General features: G+C 45.9%; 16 protein-coding genes. 10 read left to right on the top strand and 6 right to left on the bottom strand.

The annotated features are described in order from the left end of the window. Positions 1-161: 161 nt before the first annotated feature. Together lrp and HCZ42_RS01110 are read left to right on the top strand one after the other, a co-directional pair. The gene (gene lrp / locus HCZ42_RS01115; protein WP_004414493.1) at positions 162-656 is read left to right on the top strand and encodes a leucine-responsive transcriptional regulator Lrp; all 495 of its coding nucleotides are present in this window, start codon (positions 162-164) and stop codon (positions 654-656) included. A 135-nt stretch (positions 657-791) separates the two neighbouring features. Further along, the gene (locus HCZ42_RS01110; protein ID WP_167418948.1) at positions 792-3,767 is read left to right on the top strand and encodes a DNA translocase FtsK 4TM domain-containing protein; all 2,976 of its coding nucleotides are present in this window, start codon (positions 792-794) and stop codon (positions 3,765-3,767) included. Between the two features lie 72 nt (positions 3,768-3,839). On the opposite strand, the gene dsbB is transcribed toward HCZ42_RS01110, so the two are convergent. Continuing rightward, positions 3,840-4,358 (bottom strand): disulfide bond formation protein DsbB, encoded by a 519-nt coding sequence (dsbB, locus tag HCZ42_RS01105; RefSeq protein WP_167418947.1) that lies wholly within the window; start codon positions 4,356-4,358, stop codon positions 3,840-3,842. A gap of 93 nt (positions 4,359-4,451) precedes the next feature. Then, positions 4,452-6,041 (bottom strand): Na(+)/H(+) antiporter NhaB, encoded by a 1,590-nt coding sequence (gene nhaB, locus HCZ42_RS01100; protein WP_167418946.1) that lies wholly within the window; start codon positions 6,039-6,041, stop codon positions 4,452-4,454. A 688-nt stretch (positions 6,042-6,729) separates the two neighbouring features. Here nhaB and fadR point away from each other — a divergent pair. Continuing rightward, positions 6,730-7,569, top strand: coding sequence for a fatty acid metabolism transcriptional regulator FadR (gene fadR, locus HCZ42_RS01095; RefSeq protein WP_167418945.1), 840 nt, complete (start codon positions 6,730-6,732; stop codon positions 7,567-7,569). A gap of 67 nt (positions 7,570-7,636) precedes the next feature. On the opposite strand, the gene HCZ42_RS01090 is transcribed toward fadR, so the two are convergent. After that, positions 7,637-8,809, bottom strand: coding sequence for a DUF1887 family protein (locus tag HCZ42_RS01090; protein WP_167418944.1), 1,173 nt, complete (start codon positions 8,807-8,809; stop codon positions 7,637-7,639). A 135-nt stretch (positions 8,810-8,944) separates the two neighbouring features. Next, positions 8,945-10,936: a methyl-accepting chemotaxis protein gene (locus tag HCZ42_RS01085; RefSeq protein WP_167418943.1), complete on the bottom strand. Its 1,992-nt coding sequence runs from the start codon at positions 10,934-10,936 to the stop codon at positions 8,945-8,947. A 227-nt stretch (positions 10,937-11,163) separates the two neighbouring features. Between HCZ42_RS01085 and hinT the strand changes: the two genes are divergently transcribed. From hinT to HCZ42_RS01050, 7 genes are all read left to right on the top strand, one after another. Next, the gene (gene hinT / locus HCZ42_RS01080) at positions 11,164-11,514 is read left to right on the top strand and encodes a purine nucleoside phosphoramidase (protein WP_167418942.1); all 351 of its coding nucleotides are present in this window, start codon (positions 11,164-11,166) and stop codon (positions 11,512-11,514) included. Positions 11,515-11,613: 99 nt separating this feature from the next. Beyond that, complete coding sequence (locus HCZ42_RS01075; protein ID WP_167418941.1) at positions 11,614-13,008, top strand: COG3014 family protein; 1,395 nt, start codon at positions 11,614-11,616, stop codon at positions 13,006-13,008. Beyond that, entirely contained in the window at positions 13,005-13,394 is a 390-nt protein-coding gene (locus HCZ42_RS01070; RefSeq protein ID WP_167418940.1) for a YcfL family protein, read from the top strand. The genes HCZ42_RS01075 and HCZ42_RS01070 overlap by 4 nt, the downstream gene beginning before the upstream one ends. A 66-nt stretch (positions 13,395-13,460) precedes the next feature. After that, positions 13,461-14,051, top strand: a complete 591-nt coding sequence (gene lpoB, locus HCZ42_RS01065; protein WP_053408354.1) for a penicillin-binding protein activator LpoB — start codon at positions 13,461-13,463, stop codon at positions 14,049-14,051. Between the two features lie 19 nt (positions 14,052-14,070). Further along, positions 14,071-14,925 (top strand): phosphotransferase, encoded by an 855-nt coding sequence (locus HCZ42_RS01060; RefSeq protein WP_167418939.1) that lies wholly within the window; start codon positions 14,071-14,073, stop codon positions 14,923-14,925. Between the two features lie 100 nt (positions 14,926-15,025). Then, complete coding sequence (gene ycfP / locus HCZ42_RS01055) at positions 15,026-15,568, top strand: alpha/beta hydrolase YcfP (RefSeq protein WP_053408356.1); 543 nt, start codon at positions 15,026-15,028, stop codon at positions 15,566-15,568. A gap of 408 nt (positions 15,569-15,976) precedes the next feature. Then, on the top strand, positions 15,977-17,266 hold the full coding sequence (locus HCZ42_RS01050; RefSeq protein WP_167418938.1) for an NAD(P)/FAD-dependent oxidoreductase: 1,290 nt from the start codon (positions 15,977-15,979) through the stop codon (positions 17,264-17,266). Between the two features lie 47 nt (positions 17,267-17,313). Here the strand turns inward: HCZ42_RS01050 and HCZ42_RS01045 are convergent, their stop codons facing one another. After that, complete coding sequence (locus HCZ42_RS01045; protein ID WP_167418937.1) at positions 17,314-17,850, bottom strand: GNAT family N-acetyltransferase; 537 nt, start codon at positions 17,848-17,850, stop codon at positions 17,314-17,316. 77 nt (positions 17,851-17,927) lie between these two features. Then, positions 17,928-18,701 (bottom strand): peptidoglycan binding protein CsiV, encoded by a 774-nt coding sequence (locus HCZ42_RS01040; RefSeq protein ID WP_167418936.1) that lies wholly within the window; start codon positions 18,699-18,701, stop codon positions 17,928-17,930. Between the last annotated feature and the right edge of the window lie 10 nt (positions 18,702-18,711).

Genomic DNA, 18,711 nt, shown 5'->3' with positions numbered 1-18,711 from the left:
CCTTATTCTATTTTGGTTGTGAAATCTGGTTTGAATAACTAAGTGTAGGGTAAATCTTCGAATTAACGTCTAGTATAGACAGGATGTAATAATATTTGATACTAAATATTAAAAGATTGTAGTATATTTTTTTGCAAGGAAGTAACAAGGTGGAATAAAAAATGGCAGACAACAATAAGAAGCCGTCCAAGGATCTAGACCGTATCGATCGCAATATTCTTAATGAATTGCAGAAAGACGGTCGCATATCAAACGTAGAACTGTCCAAGCGTGTGGGTCTTTCTCCTACACCATGTCTAGAACGTGTTCGTCGTCTTGAGCGACAAGGTTACATTACTGGGTACACAGCATTACTGAACCCACAGTACCTTGATGCATCACTACTCGTTTTCGTTGAAATCACTTTAAATCGTGGTGCGCCAGACGTGTTTGAGCAGTTTAATACTGCAGTTCAGAAACTAGATGATATTCAAGAGTGTCACTTAGTATCGGGCGACTTTGACTACTTGTTGAAAACGCGAGTATCAGATATGAGTGCGTACCGTAAACTGTTAGGTGACACACTGCTACGCCTTCCAGGTGTAAACGACACACGTACCTACGTGGTAATGGAAGAAGTTAAGCAAACGAACCAATTGGTTATCAAAACTCGATAATTGCGTATAAGTCTGAATACCTTTCGATATTCTGACTTTAGGCAATTGGGTTTTAGGCCCTTATATGGTTAAATCGATAGTCCGAGTAGCATAGCTGCTCGGGCTATTTTTTTTCGCTACAAAGATAAGTTGGTTATGTTCAAAGAGAACAGAAGTAAAGTTGAAACAATAATCAAAACAGGGGAAGAGCCTCAGCCTTCTCGCCTGACAGGTCCGCAACGTCTCAAGGAGTGCACACTTATTGTGATTGTGCTGCTTTCTATTTTGCTGTCTGTCGCACTACTGACTTTTAGTCCTGCTGATCCCTCATGGTCTCAAACCGCATGGGGAGTTGATGTTGAAAACGCTGGTGGCCTCGTCGGTGCTTGGCTGGCGGATACGCTATTTTTTACCTTTGGTTCTTTGGCATACCCAATTCCGTTTATTATTACGGTCACAGCATGGGTATTTCTGCGTAACCGTGATGAAGACGAGCCTTTAGATTTGATGCTCTGGGGCACGCGTCTACTTGGTCTAACCATACTTATTCTCACCAGCTGTGGTCTTGCCGATATTAACTTTGACGATATTTGGTATTTCTCTTCAGGTGGCGTGATTGGTGATGTGCTTACCAGCCTCGCTCTGCCAACGCTAAATGTACTGGGGACGACCTTGGTACTGTTGTTCCTTTGGGGCGCAGGCTTAACCTTACTCACGGGCGTTTCATGGCTAACGATCGTTGATAAACTAGGCGCGTTGGCGATATCTGCATTCACCGGTTTGTTGAACAAGATTCGTGGTGAACAAGAAGAAATCCTCGAAGCCCAACTGGCGATGGCGAATTCAGCTCCGCATGATCTAGAGCGTGAAGAATTGCCGTTTGCTGCTAAAGAAATGGCGGAAGACGCTGCCGAGCCGCAACGTCGCTTCAACATTCACATGCCTGAGGCACGCAAAGAACCTGTTATTAGTGCGGACCCACTCTTTGAAGCCCCGAGCGTTGATGAACCTGTGTTTGAAGACAAATCGACGCAAACGCCGCCTCGTCAGCCTGAACCTATTCAAGCTCAACCTGAGCCAGTTGTTGCTCCTGAACCTGTTGTGGCAACGGCTAAACCACAACCTGCGCCAGATCATGAAGATGAGCCGCAGGTAGAGCGTACGCGCCAGTTGGGTGCAACGATTGAAGAATTAGAAGCGGCAGCGCAGCGTGAAGATGACTTTGCTCAACAAGCGGCCGACGAAAACCCAGTTGAACCTCATAATGACTTCCAGACAATCTATGAGTACGAACAATCTCAACAGCAAGTGTCTGTAGAGCAAAACCTCCCATGGAACAATGCTGAAGAAGCGGCGGAAGAAGAGCTCACTCAACCTGCGCTGCAAACCGAGCAATTGGAAGACATCTCGGCGTCAATTGAGCCAGAATCGGACCATCAAGAACCGACCATTTCCACCTTTGATGTGGCGGACGACGATGAGCAACAACCTGTGATGGCAGACGTCGAAGAAGTCGACCCAGAAGACCAAGACGTCGCGGCATTCCAAAACATCGTTTCTGATGCTCAGGCAAAAGTCGCTGCACAGCAAAATCCATTCTTGGTGCAACAAGAAACGAACCTGCCTAAACCAAAAGAACCAATGCCGACGTTGGAGCTATTGTACCATCCAGAAAAGCGTGAAAACTTCATCGACCGTGAAGCATTGGAAGAGATCGCGCGCTTGGTAGAAGCAAAACTGGCGGATTACAAAATCAAAGCGGAAGTTGTGGACATATTCCCTGGACCTGTCATTACTCGGTTTGAGCTAGATCTGGCTCCGGGTGTGAAAGTAAGCCGTATTTCTGGACTTTCAATGGACTTGGCTCGTTCATTGTCTGCAATGGCGGTACGCGTCGTAGAGGTGATTCCGGGTAAACCTTATGTCGGCCTAGAATTGCCTAATATGAGCCGTCAAACCGTATACTTCTCAGATGTGGTAGGCAGTCCTCAGTTTATTGATGCGAAATCGCCAACGACAGTCGTGCTAGGCCAAGACATCGCTGGCGAAGCAGTGGTTGCAGACCTATCGAAGATGCCACACGTGTTGGTGGCAGGTACTACAGGTTCGGGTAAGTCGGTCGGTGTGAACGTAATGATTCTGAGTATGCTTTATAAAGCGACGCCAGAAGATGTACGTTTCATCATGATTGACCCTAAGATGCTCGAACTTTCTATCTATGAAGGTATCCCGCATCTATTGTCTGAAGTTGTGACCGACATGAAAGATGCCTCAAACGCACTACGTTGGTGTGTGGGTGAGATGGAACGCCGCTACAAACTGATGTCAGCGCTTGGTGTGCGAAACATCAAAGGTTTTAACGATAAGCTTAAGATGGCAGCAGAAGCTGGGCACCCAATCCACGATCCATTGTGGCAACCAGGCGACAGTATGGATGAGCTGCCACCACTACTCGAGAAACTGCCGTACATTGTTGTGGTGGTGGACGAGTTTGCTGACCTGATGATGGTGGTTGGTAAGAAAGTGGAAGAGCTGATTGCTCGCCTAGCTCAAAAAGCACGTGCTGCAGGTATCCACTTGATTCTAGCGACCCAGCGTCCTTCGGTTGATGTTATTACGGGTCTGATCAAGGCCAATATTCCGACTCGAGTTGCGTTTACCGTTTCGACTAAGACCGACTCGCGCACTATCCTAGACCAGGGCGGCGCTGAATCATTATTGGGTATGGGTGACATGCTTTACTTGCCGCCGGGTTCAAGCCACACAATCCGTGTTCACGGCGCATTTGCTTCGGACGACGATGTTCACGCGGTAGTGAATAACTGGAAAGCGCGTGGTAAGCCAAATTACATCGATGAAATTACGCATGGTGACCAAGGCCCAGAAGCGCTGTTGCCGGGTGAAAAGCCAGAAGGTGATGAAGAGATGGATCCGCTATTTGACCAAGTGGTTGAGCACGTGGTTCAGTCTCGACGTGGTTCGGTTTCTGGTGTTCAGCGTCGCTTTAAAATCGGTTACAACCGTGCCGCGCGTATCGTTGAGCAGTTGGAAGCACAAGGTATTGTCAGCGCGCCAGGCCATAATGGGAACCGCGAGGTATTAGCTCCAGCCCCAAGTCGTGATATGAACTAATCAAAACGAACGAAGATAAAAACAAAAGCGCAGGTATGACCTGCGCTTTTTAGTCTCTAGAAAAGAGCCAAGTTATTTGTTTTTGGCAAACTGAGAAATCACAATTACCGCTAAAGCGATAAGGTTTGCAGCAAAAATGATCACTAACCATTGCGGCATTGATAGGGTTAAGAATTGCCAAACTATCTTGCTACAGTCGCCATACGCTTCAAACATCCACGGAACCCATTGGTTAAGTGGCGCCCAATCTGGGAATGTGACAAATAGATCGCAAGTCGCAAATGGGGATGGATTAAACTGATAATCAACGTGCTGCATTGATAGTGCAAGGCCTTTGTACGCGCTAGCGCCCCAAGCGGCTAAGCCCAACCAGCGAAACACTGGGTTATTCGGAGCAATCAGTCCAATCAACGCAGCACCGCCAATCCCTAGCATCGCGACACGCTCGTAGATACACATCACGCAAGGTGAAAGCATCATAACGTGCTGGAAAAACAACGCGCACGCTTCAAAGAACACGATAAATGCAAGAAGAAGGAACCAAGAAAGACGTCCTTGGGAAAATGTTTTAAGTGTGGAAAGTAAATTCACAACAGTGTCCTGAAAATAAAAAAGCCCTGACTAATCAGAGCTTTTTATCGTGTAAAAGTTTCAGTAGCAATAAAAACTTTTCAATATTTGGAGTTAGTGACCACCAGATACCGCTTGAACAGCGTCACCAGCGTGGTGTGAGATCCAGCCTGCATCGTAGAACCAAGTTGTCATTGGGTCGACTAAGAAGACGATACCAGCTAAGCCAACTAACGCTAAAACGATGGTGTAAGGCAGTGCCATGATGACCATGCGTCCGTATGACAAGCGGATAAGTGGCGCCAGTGCAGACGTTAGCAAGAATAGGAACGCAGCTTGGCCGTTTGGCGTTGCAACTGAAGGTAGGTTAGTGCCGGTGTTGATAGCGACAGCAAGTAGGTCGAACTGATCGCGGGTGATCATGCCTTCAATCAGAGCTGTTTTCACTTCGTTGATGTAAACCGTGCCAACGAATACGTTGTCCGACACCATCGACAACAAGCCGTTTGCTACGTAGAAAAGCGCGAGCTGCGTGCCTTTGTCTTCAACGTGCAGTACTGCATCGATAACTGGCTTAAATAGCTCTTGGTCGATGATAACTGCAACAATAGAGAAGAAAACCGCGAGTAGGGCAGTGAATGGCAACGCTTCTTCAAACGCTTTACCCAATGAGTGCTCTTCGATCACACCGGTGAAAGCTGTTGCGAGAATGATTACCGATAGGCCAATTAGACCAACCGCTGCAAGGTGCAATGCTAGGCCGACGATCAACCATACCGCGATTAAACCTTGAACCCAAAGTTTCGCGACGTCTTGGTTAGTACGGTTTTTACGCTCCTCGTTGTCGAAATCAACCAAGATCTGACGAACGTTATCAGGTAGGCGAGCGCCGTAACCGAATACTTTAAACTTCTCGACTAACACACAAGTAATCAAACCACAAATGAATACGGGTAGAGTTACAGGCAGCATACGAATGATGAATTCACCAAATTGCCAACCCGCTTGGTCTGCAATGATCAGGTTTTGTGGTTCACCCACCATGGTCATTACACCGCCGAGTGCAGTACCCACACCAGCGTGCATTAGCAGAGAACGCAAGAACGCACGGTAGTTTTCCAAGTCATCACGAGTCAGCTCAGATAAGTGGTCGTCTTGTGTATGGTCGTGGGCAGTACTTGAACCTTTACCTGATGCTACTTTGTGATAAATCGCGTAGAAGCCGACCGCTACGCTAATCACCACCGCAATAACCGTTAGTGCATCTAAGAATGCGGACAAAAATGCTGCTGCGAAACAGAACGCAACAGATAGCATTGATTTAGAGCGAATACCTAGCAGGATCTTGGTAAAAATGAACAGCAGTAGCTGCTTCATAAAGTAAATACCCGCAACCATGAACACTAGCAGTAACAGTACTTCGATGTTTGCGACCAGCTCATGTTTGACTTGCTCTGCGCTCGTCATCCCAATGGCAACCGCTTGGATCGCCAATAAGCCACCTGGCTGAAGTGGGTAACACTTTAATGCCATTGCCAGAGTAAAGATAAACTCTGCGACTAATAGCCAGCCTGCTACGAATGGGTTTACGAGGAAGAAAACTAGAGGGTTAATGATTAAGAAAGAAATGATGGCAACTTTGTACCAATCTGGGGCTTTACCAAGAAAGTTCTTAATAAACGCATTTCCGAGTGAAATCGGCATGATCGTAATACTCTTATAAGTTGTTATGAATCGACACTGAACGTGCTTGCTTCATAAATCGGAGCAATACCAAACAAAAGCTGCACTCTTGGTTTAGTGCAATTCTTATTGATATTTTGGGTATTAAACCCGATCCAACAGTGACTTAGAAAAACAACATTAAGAGATTGAATGTGGCCTTGCCAAGTCACTCCCTGAGAAAGACAAGCACTCCTTACTTCGGTCGCCACTCTACTCTCCAGCAAAATTTAGTCAATCATAAAGTGGAGTTAGGCAATTATATTCATTCATTTTTGTCTAAAAACGCGATCTGAGTGGCGTAAATATCTGTAGATAGTTGCGAAAACCTGCACTTAGTGCCGTGACGGAGTCGAAGTGTAAGAATAACAGAGAATAGGTGAATGTTCTGAATGGAAATCAAAGAGTTTTCTGTAAATAGTCACACTTAGGATTTGTGAGCTTTCCCTTTTATTTCTGGGGCTTTGTTGTGTTAAATTTTTATTAAACTTGAAAATAATCGGGTTATTCATTGATGTGAATATGCAAAATGCTCGTTTCACAATTAGAGTTAATACTCAATTGTTGTTTGACTGCAAGTTTACTTGGTTCTGGTTTCCGATATAACTTAACTAGTGGTATGATGAGTTGCAATATACCCATAAAAATACAAATAGTGGACAAGACATAAATGGTCATAAAGGCAAAGAGTCCAGCTGGATTTGCGGAAAAATATATTATTGAAAGCATTTGGAAAGGACGCTTTCCTCCTGGTTCTATCTTACCTGCAGAAAGAGAGCTCTCTGAACTTATCGGAGTAACACGAACAACTTTGCGTGAAGTACTACAGCGTTTGGCGCGCGACGGTTGGTTGACGATCCAACACGGTAAACCCACTCGAGTGAATCAGTTTATGGAAACGTCAGGTTTGCATATCCTCGATACACTCATGACGTTGGACGCTGGAAACGCCACTTCGATTGTAGAAGATCTACTTGCAGCACGTACCAATATCAGCCCAATTTTTATGCGCTATGCGTTTAAAGCAAACAAAGAGAGCTCAGAGAAAACCATCTCAACGGTTATCGAGTCCTGTGAAGCGTTGCTTGCCGCTGACTCTTGGGATGCGTTTATGCAGTCTTCAGCTTACGCAGATAAAATTCTGCAACATGTGAAAGATGACGGCGAAAAAGACGAAGCGATTCGTCAGTCGATTTTGGTTGCAAAAACATTCAACTTCTACGATTACATGCTGTTCCAACGCTTAGCGTTTCATTCTGGTAACCAGATTTACGGCCTGATCTTTAACGGTCTGAAAAAACTGTACGACCGTGTTGGTAGCTACTACTTCTCGAACCCAGAAGCGCGTAGTTTGGCACTGAAGTTCTACCGTGACCTGTTAGATGTATGTGAAACAGGTGACCGTGAACGCATCCTGATCGTAGTACGTAACTACGGTATGGAAAGTGCCCAAATCTGGAATAAGATGAAGATGACTCTGCCGACCAACTTTACGGAAGACGACAGCTAATCTGGATTAAAAGAAAAACCGCCGAAAGGCGGTTTTTTTTGTATTTAGAAACTGTTTACCTATAAGGTTAGCAATCGGCACATTCGTCGTCATTGCCGCCTGCTTCAAGGAACCAGTTGGTTAGGTGCGTCTTAAGGTCTTTGAGTTCGTCAGGTCCAATCAGAGCAAGGCCTAGGTCTTCTGCGCGGGTAATGTCATTGTGGCGAAGCGGACGGAAACTCACCAACATCGCGCGTGCTTGTAGGCCACCTAGTAAGTCACGCAACGATTCGAGCTTATACAAGGTATCATCGCCGTCATCACGCATCCCTTTGGTTTTACACTCAATAATGTGCAGCTTGTTGTTAACCACAGACGCGACATCGAGCTCGTTACGCACTTCACGCTCGCCCAGTTGTCGATAAACTTGCACATTTAAAGAACGGTCTTGAATCGTAGGCATGCTTGTCTGAATTTGGCGTACCGTGCTGTGAACTAACGTTTCTAACCATTCGCCATTCGAGAAGCGACGCGCGTCCTCGTTAGCAAAGGTTAAGGTGCCGTTTTCATAAGTCGCTATGCCAGTATCCACCAAGTCGGTGATCAGCATATTGAGCTCGCGGTAGCCTTGTTGTTTCTCAGTGAGTTCAACATCAAGTTTCTGCTCTTTACGACACGTGGTGGCTAGGTAGTTCAGCGTTGCTAAGCCTGGGCCAAGTTCCAGTGCGTTGCTTGCCCAGCGCTCGCCAAGTTCATAAAGCTGTTGGTCAAGTTGGGGAGAGATCTCATGTTCGCTGAACTCTCCACGCGCGCCGAATATCGTCAAGTAGTCATCAATGGTGATGCGGTCTTGAACCTGTGTATCTTCTTTGCCGTCTGGGTAGAGCCAGCACAAGCGGTCGCTACTTGGCTCGACAACAAAGATTGGCCAATGATAGCTACGGAATATTTCGTAAACGGAAAGCAGGCGATGACGTAAACCGCAGCTTGCGTTTAACTTTACGTCTTCAGCACGTTGTTTTAAGTCTTTGGCGAGAGCGCAAATGCTTTGTTTTATCTTGGTCGGATTGGCAACGTTAGGGATTTCGAAAAACTCGGAGGTGATTTGACGTTTTGCTAATACGTTGTGAAGGCGGGTGTAAATTTCTTCTTGAGCTTTTACACCGATGAAAACGATGTGATTGCTGATCGTCCGATTGTCTAATAGCGGGGTTACCAAGCGAATTGGGTCTTTGTCTATGATGCCAACATGAATTGCCATAACTGTTCCTCAAGTATGGCTTGCAAAAAAGTGTGACAGAAAACGGGCAAGCCTATTACCCATATAATGTCATGGGTTAAAAAAAACAAGGGCAACTAACAAAATTAGTCGCCCTTGGCATAAGTTTAGTTGTTGTTATAACTTGAATTGATGAACCAATTCGCCTTGTTGGTTGGCGAGAATAGTTAAGTCTGTGCTGGTTTTGGCGATCTGTGCCATCGCTTGGTAGTTCTGCTCAGCAATCAGGTTGATTTCTTCGATATTGCGCGCAATATCACCTGAAGTTGCGCTTTGTTCAGTCGCCGCTTGCGAGATCTGTCCACTCATACGGCTGATCTCAATAATCAGTGCTTGAATCTCCTCCATTGCACTATTGGCGTTGGACGCTTGTTCAACAGATTGCTCCATTTCTGCCATACAACTTTGAATCACTTGGCTTGCTGAAGACGAGCTTGATTGCAAACTACTGATCATGTTTTCGATTTCGCTCGTAGACGCCGTGGTTCTTTGGGCCAGAACGCGTACTTCATCGGCAACCACTGCAAATCCTCTTCCTTGATCACCGGCGCGTGCGGCTTCTATGGCTGCATTCAGCGCTAGTAGATTGGTTTGCTCTGCGATATTGCGGATAACATCGAGAATCGAACCAATTTTACTGCTCATGCTTTGCAGATCTTTCACTGCCTCCACCGACTGCAACAACCGAGTTTCTAATTGATTGATGGTAGAGATGTTGGTGCTCATGATTTGTCGACCGGATTCCGATGCGACTTCGACTTGCTCGACCATGTGCTGCGAGTTCTGCGCATTCTGCGCGACTTCCTGCACGGAATGAGACATTTCTGTCATCGCTGTCGCAACCGTCGCGGTTTGTTCTCTTTGCTGGCTTAATTGCTCTTGTGCTTGCGACGAAGTGCTCTGGTTGGAATCGGCGGTCTTCGTCAGGTTGTCTGACGCATCGTTGAGTTTGACCAAAATGTTGTGCAGGCTATCGGCGAGGGTGTTGATGTGCCCGCTGACGCGGCTGAACTCGTTGTTGTAACGAATATCAATCCGATGGGTCATGTCGCCTTCGGTCAGATATTCCAACGTTTTCAGAATGCGAGTCAAAGGTTCACGTACGCTATGGGCAATGTGATAGCCGATACCGAGAGCAAGCGCAACCACCACACCACCAATAATGATCGATGTTGTGAGGCCTTGTTGATAAACCTCACCTGCTTCCAATAAGGAGGCGTGTAGTCCTTGCTCAGCGACGTCACTGAATGAGTTTAATATCGCCATAGTTTGGTCAACTTCAGCGGTCAAGTTCGCGATGTTCTGATACAACGCTTCTTTAGCTTGCAGATAAGAACTGTGCTGGTCTAGAACGCCGCCTTTTTTGCCGATGTCGACAGTAAACTGTTCCACAGGTTGATCAAAGACTTGTTTGAGCTCTGGCATTTGTGCGGTCAGCCCACGATACGCATAGTTAAGGTGCGTGACTGCTTTTTTGTTATTGGTGACGGCTTTGGCAACAAACTCAATATTGCTGCTAGCCAGAGCGTCCGACGTGATCACCTCAGCGTCTTTTAGCTTAATGAAGTAGCTTTCGGCCATCACTTTGACGGAGATTTTGCTCTGCTCATCCACATAATCTTTCATGCCGCTACTTAGCTCTGCATGTAAGCGCTGAAAACGTCGCGTCGATTGCTGTACTTCGGCCTGTGCTTCAAACATAGCGCGGTAGTTTGCCATCGCTTTGTTTGCTTCTTCGAAATAGCTGGTTTCCTTTTCTTTAAGCTGGACGATTTGTTGTTCAAGCTCTTCAATCGAGGAGGTCGCTTGTTCTAAGTCAGCCAGCGCTTGGTGATAGTCAGCTTGGGCGTCGGCAAAATGTGCAGAAAGTTCGTCCATGCGCTCGAAGCTTTGTGTCGTTAAAAAGTCTTTAAAGAGCTTGTCCGCAGAAAGGAGAGAAACACTGGTGTGATTGGATTGAGAAACTAGTGGTAAAGAACGATTAGAGACACTCTCGAAGTTGTCGTGAATCAATTGCATACCACGTGTGGTAACGATTGTGGTGATAATAAACATTACTAAGATCAATGCAAAACCAGCGTACATTCGCCGTATGACAGAGCCTTTCATAGACATCTCCCTGAGACATAATTATTGACAAAAAATAACAAAAAAAGAGTAATGTATTGATAGTGGCTGGGGGCTTTTACGACTCACAGCTCAAAAACAAAGCGTACGACTTGCTGTAAATGCCAATATTTAAACTTAACGATTGTTTTTAGTTGGTTATTTTGTACAGCTTGGCGCATACTCGGCAGTTGAGACAATTTTTAAAAGACAAGATGACGGAGCGCTTCATGACCGAAGAAACCATTTTCAGTAAAATTATTCGCAAAGAAATTCCTGCAGATGTTGTTTACCAGGATGATATGGTGACGGCGTTTCGTGATATTAACCCTCGTGCACCGAGCCATATCTTGATCATTCCAAATAAGCTCATTCCAACGGTGAATGATATTGCTGACGAAGATGAAGCGTTGATGGGGCGCATGTTTGTGGTTGCGCGCAAACTGGCGAAAGAAGAGGGCATTGATGAAGATGGCTATCGTCTCATCGTTAACTGTAACTCTCACGGTGGCCAAGAGGTTTACCATATACACATGCACCTTGTCGGCGGCCGTCCTCTAGGCCCGATGTTGATGAACTAACAAGCAACGATAAATGTTTGAGTCGGTGGAACTTTTCTCCGACTCGAACCACTAATAGCCATCATTATTACTTATTTATTCAGATTCCCGGGGTACGAGGTGCGTAAAAACGTTCAACTCGCATTCATTGTCGTTAGCTCCTTATATCTTTCTGCATGCGCCAACTTTTCTGCTGGCAATTTATTTAGCCATTACAGTGCGCAAAATCAGGAGCTTTACCAGGCTGTCCAGAGCGGACAGTACCAACAAGCGGAAGAATCCCTCCCAGAAGATATTGCTGGACCGATACTCGATAACTTTGAAAAAGGTCGAGTTCACTTGTTGAATGGGCAGTACGAGCAAAGTCAAAGTGCCTTTCAGTTGAGTGATGGCGCTGTTCGTGAGCAACAAGATAAAGCGACCATTTCTGTCTCGGATTCCGCGACCAGTTTAAGTGCCTTAGCGGTCAACGATAACCTGAACATCTACCAACCCGCTGACTATGAACTCGGTTTTCTCCATCTTTATCTCGGTTTGAACTACCTTCAAGGCAATGACCTAGAAGGGGCGTTGGTCGAAATGCGCCGTGCCAATCAAGTTCAAGAAAGGGCAAAAAAAGATCGTGAAAAGGAACTCGAGTCAGCTCAAGAAGATATGCAGGAGCAAGGCTTATCTCCTAACCTTGGCAGTATCTTATCGCAGTACCCTGACGCCGGAGATACGCTCAAAGCGGTACAGAACGGTTACTTGATGTATTTGTCCGCGTTGCTGTATGAAGCTGATAACGATTTAAACAGTGCGTATGTTGACTATCGCCGTGCGCTCGCGGTAATGCCTGACAACCAACAGGTGATTAACGGCGCTAAGCGTGTTGCTCAGCGCTTGGGGATGAGCGAGGACTTACGTCTACTCGAGAAGCGCTATGGCAAAGTGAAACGACTCGAACCTAATCAAGCACGCGTTATTGTTCTTCAAGAACAAGGAGTAGTGCAGAGCATGCAAGGCTGGAAACAAGCTTTGCCGTTGTTTGACAGTCGGGGGCAGGGCGTTTGGTATTCTATTTCATTACCTTATTACCCGAGTGTAAGTAAACCAAGCTTCCCGCCGTTGCTTGTTAATCAGCAAAGCGTCTCTAGCGATTTGCTGACGGATGTCAACCTGATGGCGCAAAAGGACCTGTCTGAGCGTTTGCCAAGTATTATCATCCGACAAGCGTTACGCGTGTGGGCAAAAGATCAGCTCAGACGTCAAGCCGCAAAAGAAGACGACGTTGGTAACTTGATTTTCAATGTCTGGAACGTTCTGACTGAGCAACCAGATACTCGCAGTTGGTTGACACTTCCAGGTGAAATCCGCAGTAGCAGTGTTATGGTGGAAGCGGGGCAGCAGTCTTTGTCGGTGGGTAACAAACGTATTGATTTTAATGTTAATGCTGGTGACACAGTGTTGGTTTGGGTTTCTCGCCAAGGCGATAATGCTACACTTTGGCATAAACAATTAGGAAATATCCGATGAAAAAATGGGCTATCGCGGCTTTGACCGCATTAACGCTATTGGGTTGTGCGGACAATACCGCTGGATTGCGCATTGATGGCGCGACACAAACTGTATTGTTTGGTGACAACGTCCTTGCAGGCCGTTTGAAGATTGACGATATATCGACAAACGATGTTGACGGACGTGCACGCGGACTTGTTCGACTTGAGAGCCAGTACAAAGGTGACCAAGCGATTCAATACCGTTTTTACTGGTACGACGATGAAGGTCTAGAAGTGAATACAAAACTAGGACCTTGGCGTCAGGCTATCGTGAGAGGCATGGAGACCATCGTTATTTCTGAAGTATCGGTAAACCCAAAAGGCACTCAGTTCCGTGTACAAATTCGCGAAAACGATAATTAATCCGAACTAAAGCGTTATTTCTTTAGTCATAGAGTAAAAATTCAAGAGAATCTTGAGGATCCAAGAATGAAAAAAAGTGTTATTGCACTCCTTGGCTTAGCTGTCATCTTAGGCGGTTGTTCGAATAAAGTAAGCTATGGTGATGCGCAAGCAGTGGAAACGACGACGATCGATTTCGGTTCGACAGATTTGCAAAAGATTGCGGGCGACATGGTCGATAGCATGATGATGTCTGGTTCAGTTGCGGCGATTACTCGCAACTCTCGACCAATCGTGTTTGTTGAACGTATCAAAAACAAAACCAGCGAGCACATCGATACGGAGTCAATTACTGACACAATCAGCACTAAGATGCTGAATTCTGGTAAATTCCGTTTTGTTGATATGGACCGCGTAGAAGCGGTACGTGAACAGCTAAACTTCCAAAACAACGACCAGCTAGTGAACCAGAGCAACGCGATTCAGTTTGGTAAAATGGTTGGCGCACAATACATGCTATACGGCAACCTATCGAGCATCGCGAAAAACGCGGGTAGCGACAAAGACGTGTACTACAAAATGACCATGCGTCTTATGGACTTGGAGTCAGGCCTTATCGAATGGGCAGATGAAACAGAAATCCGTAAACAAGAGTCAAAAAGCCTTTTAGGCTTGTAATCCTATCGAGAGGTGATGTATGGCAAGGATGTCATGGAGTGAAGCATGTCAACTCGACAGTTCATTGTTGTCACTCGATCACTTCTTTTCAGTGCCTCCAGACTACGCACAGACGTTGACTGGAGGCCTGACAAACCGATGTTGGAAAGTGGTTTCATCAAACGGTGAAGCTTATGTCTGGCGACCTGCTACCCCAATCACCAAAGCCTTTTCCATTTCCCGTTTTCAGGAATACCAGATCTTATCTGCGATTCGTGATTCGCAATTATCTCCAGCGCCTATTTTCATCAATGACCAAGGTTTATTAGTCGAGTGGGTTGAAGGCGAGTCATTGACGGCGTCGTTAGATGTTGATTCGCTTTTGGAAACCATGGCAGCTATCCACAATCTCAACACACAGCGAATTCCTGTCGCACCGTTCAACTTCACCGCCAGAGTCGACCACTACTGGATGCTGCTGCGCGAAGACTTGAAAACCCAACCTTACCATGATGTTTATCAAGGATGGCGAAAAGCCCCAGTGCTCGCCGATGTGGGTACCACACTGTGCCATTTTGATTTGGCGGGCTATAACATGGTGAAAACTGAGCAAGGCAACAAAGTCATCGACTGGGAATACGCCGCGCTGGCAGACCCAAGGCTTGACCTCACTCTGAGTATCGATGTGATGGATGCGTCTCCACTCGAAGTGGTTTATCAATACTGCAAGTTGCGTGGCATTGACGGTGTTGATGATTGGGTTGAAGGTGTTATGGCGTGGAAGCCACGTGCCACCATGATGGCGATGTTATGGTATTTGCTCGCTTACCAATTATGGGGAGATGAACAATACTTAACCCAAGCGGAAAAAATACTCGACACATTTTGCAGTTAAGATCACTGTTTCAAATATCGAAAATAGGATTCTTAGAATGTGCGCTTTTAAACCCTAGTTTTCGTGATAGATTTAAACGAGAAGGAGTGGGGGAAACAGAATGATTATTTACTTACATGGCTTTGATTCAACCAGCCCTGGTAACCATGAGAAAGTCTTGCAATTGCAGTTCATCGATGACGATGTGCGCTTTATCAATTACAGCACATTGCACCCCAAACACGATATGCAACATTTGCTCAAGGAAGTGCAAAAGGTGATTGAGCAGTCGGACGACCCAGACCCAGTGATTTGTGGGGTTGGTTTGGGTGGTTTCTGGTCCGAACGCGTTGGTTTCTTATGTGGTATCAAGCAGGTTATCTTTAACCCAAATCTTCATCCTGAGCGCAATATGCAGGGGCGTATTGACCGCCCTGAAGAGTATGAAGATATTGCGACTAAGTGCATTGAGCAATTCAGAATGAAGAACAATGGCCGTTGCCTTGTTATTTTGTCGAAAGAAGACGAAGTGCACGACAACAACAAAACGGCAGAAGAGCTGGAAGATTACTACGAGGTTATTTGGGACGATACTCAAACCCATAAGTTTAAGAAAATCTCACAACATCTGCAGGCAATTAAGGCGTTTAAAGAAGCAAACTAGACATTTAAAACGTGCAATGAACTGTATAAAGCGACGTGGTTATGCCACGTCGCTTTTTTCTTGCGCATCTGCACCCTGTTTTAATATGTTGTGTGCATTCTTTGGTTGCGATGCGGTTTTTGCTCCTTATAATATTCGAAGCATGAAAAAATTTGATATCAATCAAATAAATTGAGAACAGGCACAAAGCTTGTCCAAGAATAATCACTCTAAAATAGAGTTGAACTTGAGCCTAAAGGCTCGCTTTTATCCAGTAAGTGTGTCGAAACACAATTGAAGCCTCTACCGGTCAGTGTACGTAAGACTGAGCTCAACCGTGCCAGCAGTCTGACCATGAAAAGAACAGAATTTTATCGGCTTGAACAATCGAGCTGAAACACGTTTATTTACTTTTTGAGGAATGTTGCTGTGACACGAATTATCGTTGTAGGTGGCGGTGCAGGCGGTCTTGAGCTTGCAACCAAACTTGGTCGTACACTTGGACGAAAGGGAAGAGCTAAAGTCACTCTTGTTGACCGTAAAGCCAGCCACTTATGGAAGCCACTTTTGCATGAAGTCGCAACCGGTTCACTGGATGAAGGCGTTGACGCGTTAAGCTATCGCGCACACGCTAAAAACCATCATTTTGATTTCCAAATGGGCAGTCTCGAAGATATCGACCGTGAGCGTAAAATTGTTAAGCTAAGCGAGCTCACTGATGAACACGGCGAACTGCTTATCCCAAGCCGAGAACTAGAGTACGATCTTCTGGTGATGGCGATTGGTTCTACCTCGAATGATTTCAACACTCCTGGTGTCCGCGAACATTGTATCTTCTTAGATAGCCCAGAGCAGGCACACCGTTTCCGTACAGAGATGAATAATGAGTTCATGAAGCTTCATGCGAACAACGGTAATGGTACGGTTGATATTGCGATTGTGGGTGCAGGTGCAACGGGTGTTGAACTGTCTGCTGAACTGCATAACGCGATCAAAGAGCTGCGTTCATACGGTTTTGATGATTTAGATTCGAGCAAACTGAATGTAAACCTGATCGAAGCGGGTGAACGTATTCTGCCAGCGCTACCACCACGTATTTCAAGTGCAGCTCACCAAGAGCTGACTAAGCTTGGGGTAAATGTTCGCACTGCGACTATGGTGACAAAAGCCGAAGCGGATGGCCTGACAACCAAAGACGGCGAGAAGATCCCTGCGAAGATCATGGTTTGGGCCGCAGGTATCAAAGCTCCAGACTTTATTAAAGACATCGCGGGCTTAGAAACAAACCGCATCAACCAATTAGTCGTGAAGGATACGCTGCAAACCACGCGCGATGACAACATTTTCGTTATCGGCGATTTAGCGCAGTGTACTCAAGCTGACGGTTCGTTTGTTCCGCCACGTGCACAAGCTGCGCACCAAATGGCAAGCCGTGCGTTTTACAATATCGTTGCGAAGCTAAATGGCCGTGACCTTAAACCTTATGTATACAAAGACAAAGGTTCTTTGGTTTCGTTAAGCCAGTTCTCAACGGTGGGTAGCCTAATGGGTAACCTGACGAAAGGCTCGATGATGGTTGAAGGGCGCATTGCTCGCGTGGTCTACATCTCGCTTTACCGCATGCACCAAATGGCATTGCACGGAGTGTTCAAAACTGCACTGATCATTTTAATGGGACGTATTAACCGCGTTCTACGTCCAAACTTGAAGCTACACTAATTCGGTCGAGTTTATCTATAAGAAAGAGCGCTTTAGGCGCTCTTTTTTTATGGGATGATGGAGTAGACCATGCCATCTTTAGGTTTTCCATCATAGATAAAACGATTTCGTGCTTTGGTTTCAAATACCGCACCACAACGTTCGGCAAGCTTTTGGCTGGGTAGATTGTCTGGATCACAGACGATTTCAACACGAGTCACTTTGAGTTGCTCAAAACAAAAGTTAATCAGTCCTTCCAGCGCTTCTTTTCCATAGCCATTCGCTTGGAAACTGTCTCGAATCCAATAGCCTAAGCTAACCATATTGAAGGTATGGTAAAGCTCGTTGATGGCGACCATACCGATCAGTTCTTCGTCATAGCGTCTGTACACGCCAAACCCGTACGCTTCTGACTTGACCCAATTTAAGCGGGTGGCAAGGAGAAAACGCTCTGATTGCTCCAGAGTAAAGTCGGGTGTACACCAATCAATCCAACGGTGTAGGGTTGGAGAATGGTTGACGCATTCACGTAGCTGCTGAGCGTCTTCGTTTGGGATCAGTTTCAGTTCCAGTCTAGGCGTGATGATCTTATAGTCGGGTGTCATTCTAAAGCCTGCATAGCAAAACAGCCCAAGTTGGGCTGCTTAAATTAAATAGAGAGCTACATATAATTATAGGCGGATTAATTGACGCGGCGAACCTGAATAATCATCCCCATTAGCGGATGGTCTAGGTAGTGCGTCTCAGAACTCTTCATACGACGTTTTTGGTCGATACGGTAGCTCTTAAGAAACTCTTGTTTTTCAACCGTTGGTTGAACTTCTTCCATCAAACCAGCTTGAACGACACTGTCTGAAGGCATTGTGGTTGCTTTGTCTGATTCTAGCTCAACTGGTTCTTGCAGCACGACTTCACGTACGCTTGGTGCTTTAAGGTCCATTTTTACATCTGCGTACAAGTAGTGCTCAACGTAGATTTGGAACGTACCGTCCAGTTCATATAGAGAGTTGGATACGTTTTGCTCTTGCACCCCATCGATGACTTCTGCGCCTTGGCGAGATCCTTTTGCCGAACCGTCAGCATTGAACGCGTCAGAGAACTCTTTACCCGCTTGGATATGGAAGATTGGTGCTGACAAACGGCCACGGTCCCCCTGGCGCCATGCTTTGTGGAATAGAACGTTAAAACCAGCGTGCTGTTTGAGTCTTTGTGCGTCGTCCGTTAGCTGGTATGAAGAATACGGAAGCATGCGTACACCTTTACGCGAGCGAAAATCAGAATCAGCAAACGTACCCGCTTTCTCCAACTCAATTTTCGGTAAGGTGTTTGGCCATGACTCTTCAGTTTGCTCTGGATTTACATCACGCTTAAAAATGATCACTTCTATATCAAATTGTCGCTGCGCCCAAGATGGTAGGGCAACAAACAAGAGTAATAGTGGGATCAGCTTTTTCATTACAACTCCA

Origin of the sequence: Vibrio hepatarius (assembly GCF_011806575.1) — a bacterium.
Lineage (GTDB): Bacteria > Pseudomonadota > Gammaproteobacteria > Enterobacterales > Vibrionaceae > Vibrio > Vibrio hepatarius_A.
Note: the sequence above shows the minus strand (reverse complement) of the source record. Positions and strands in the feature narration are given on the sequence as shown.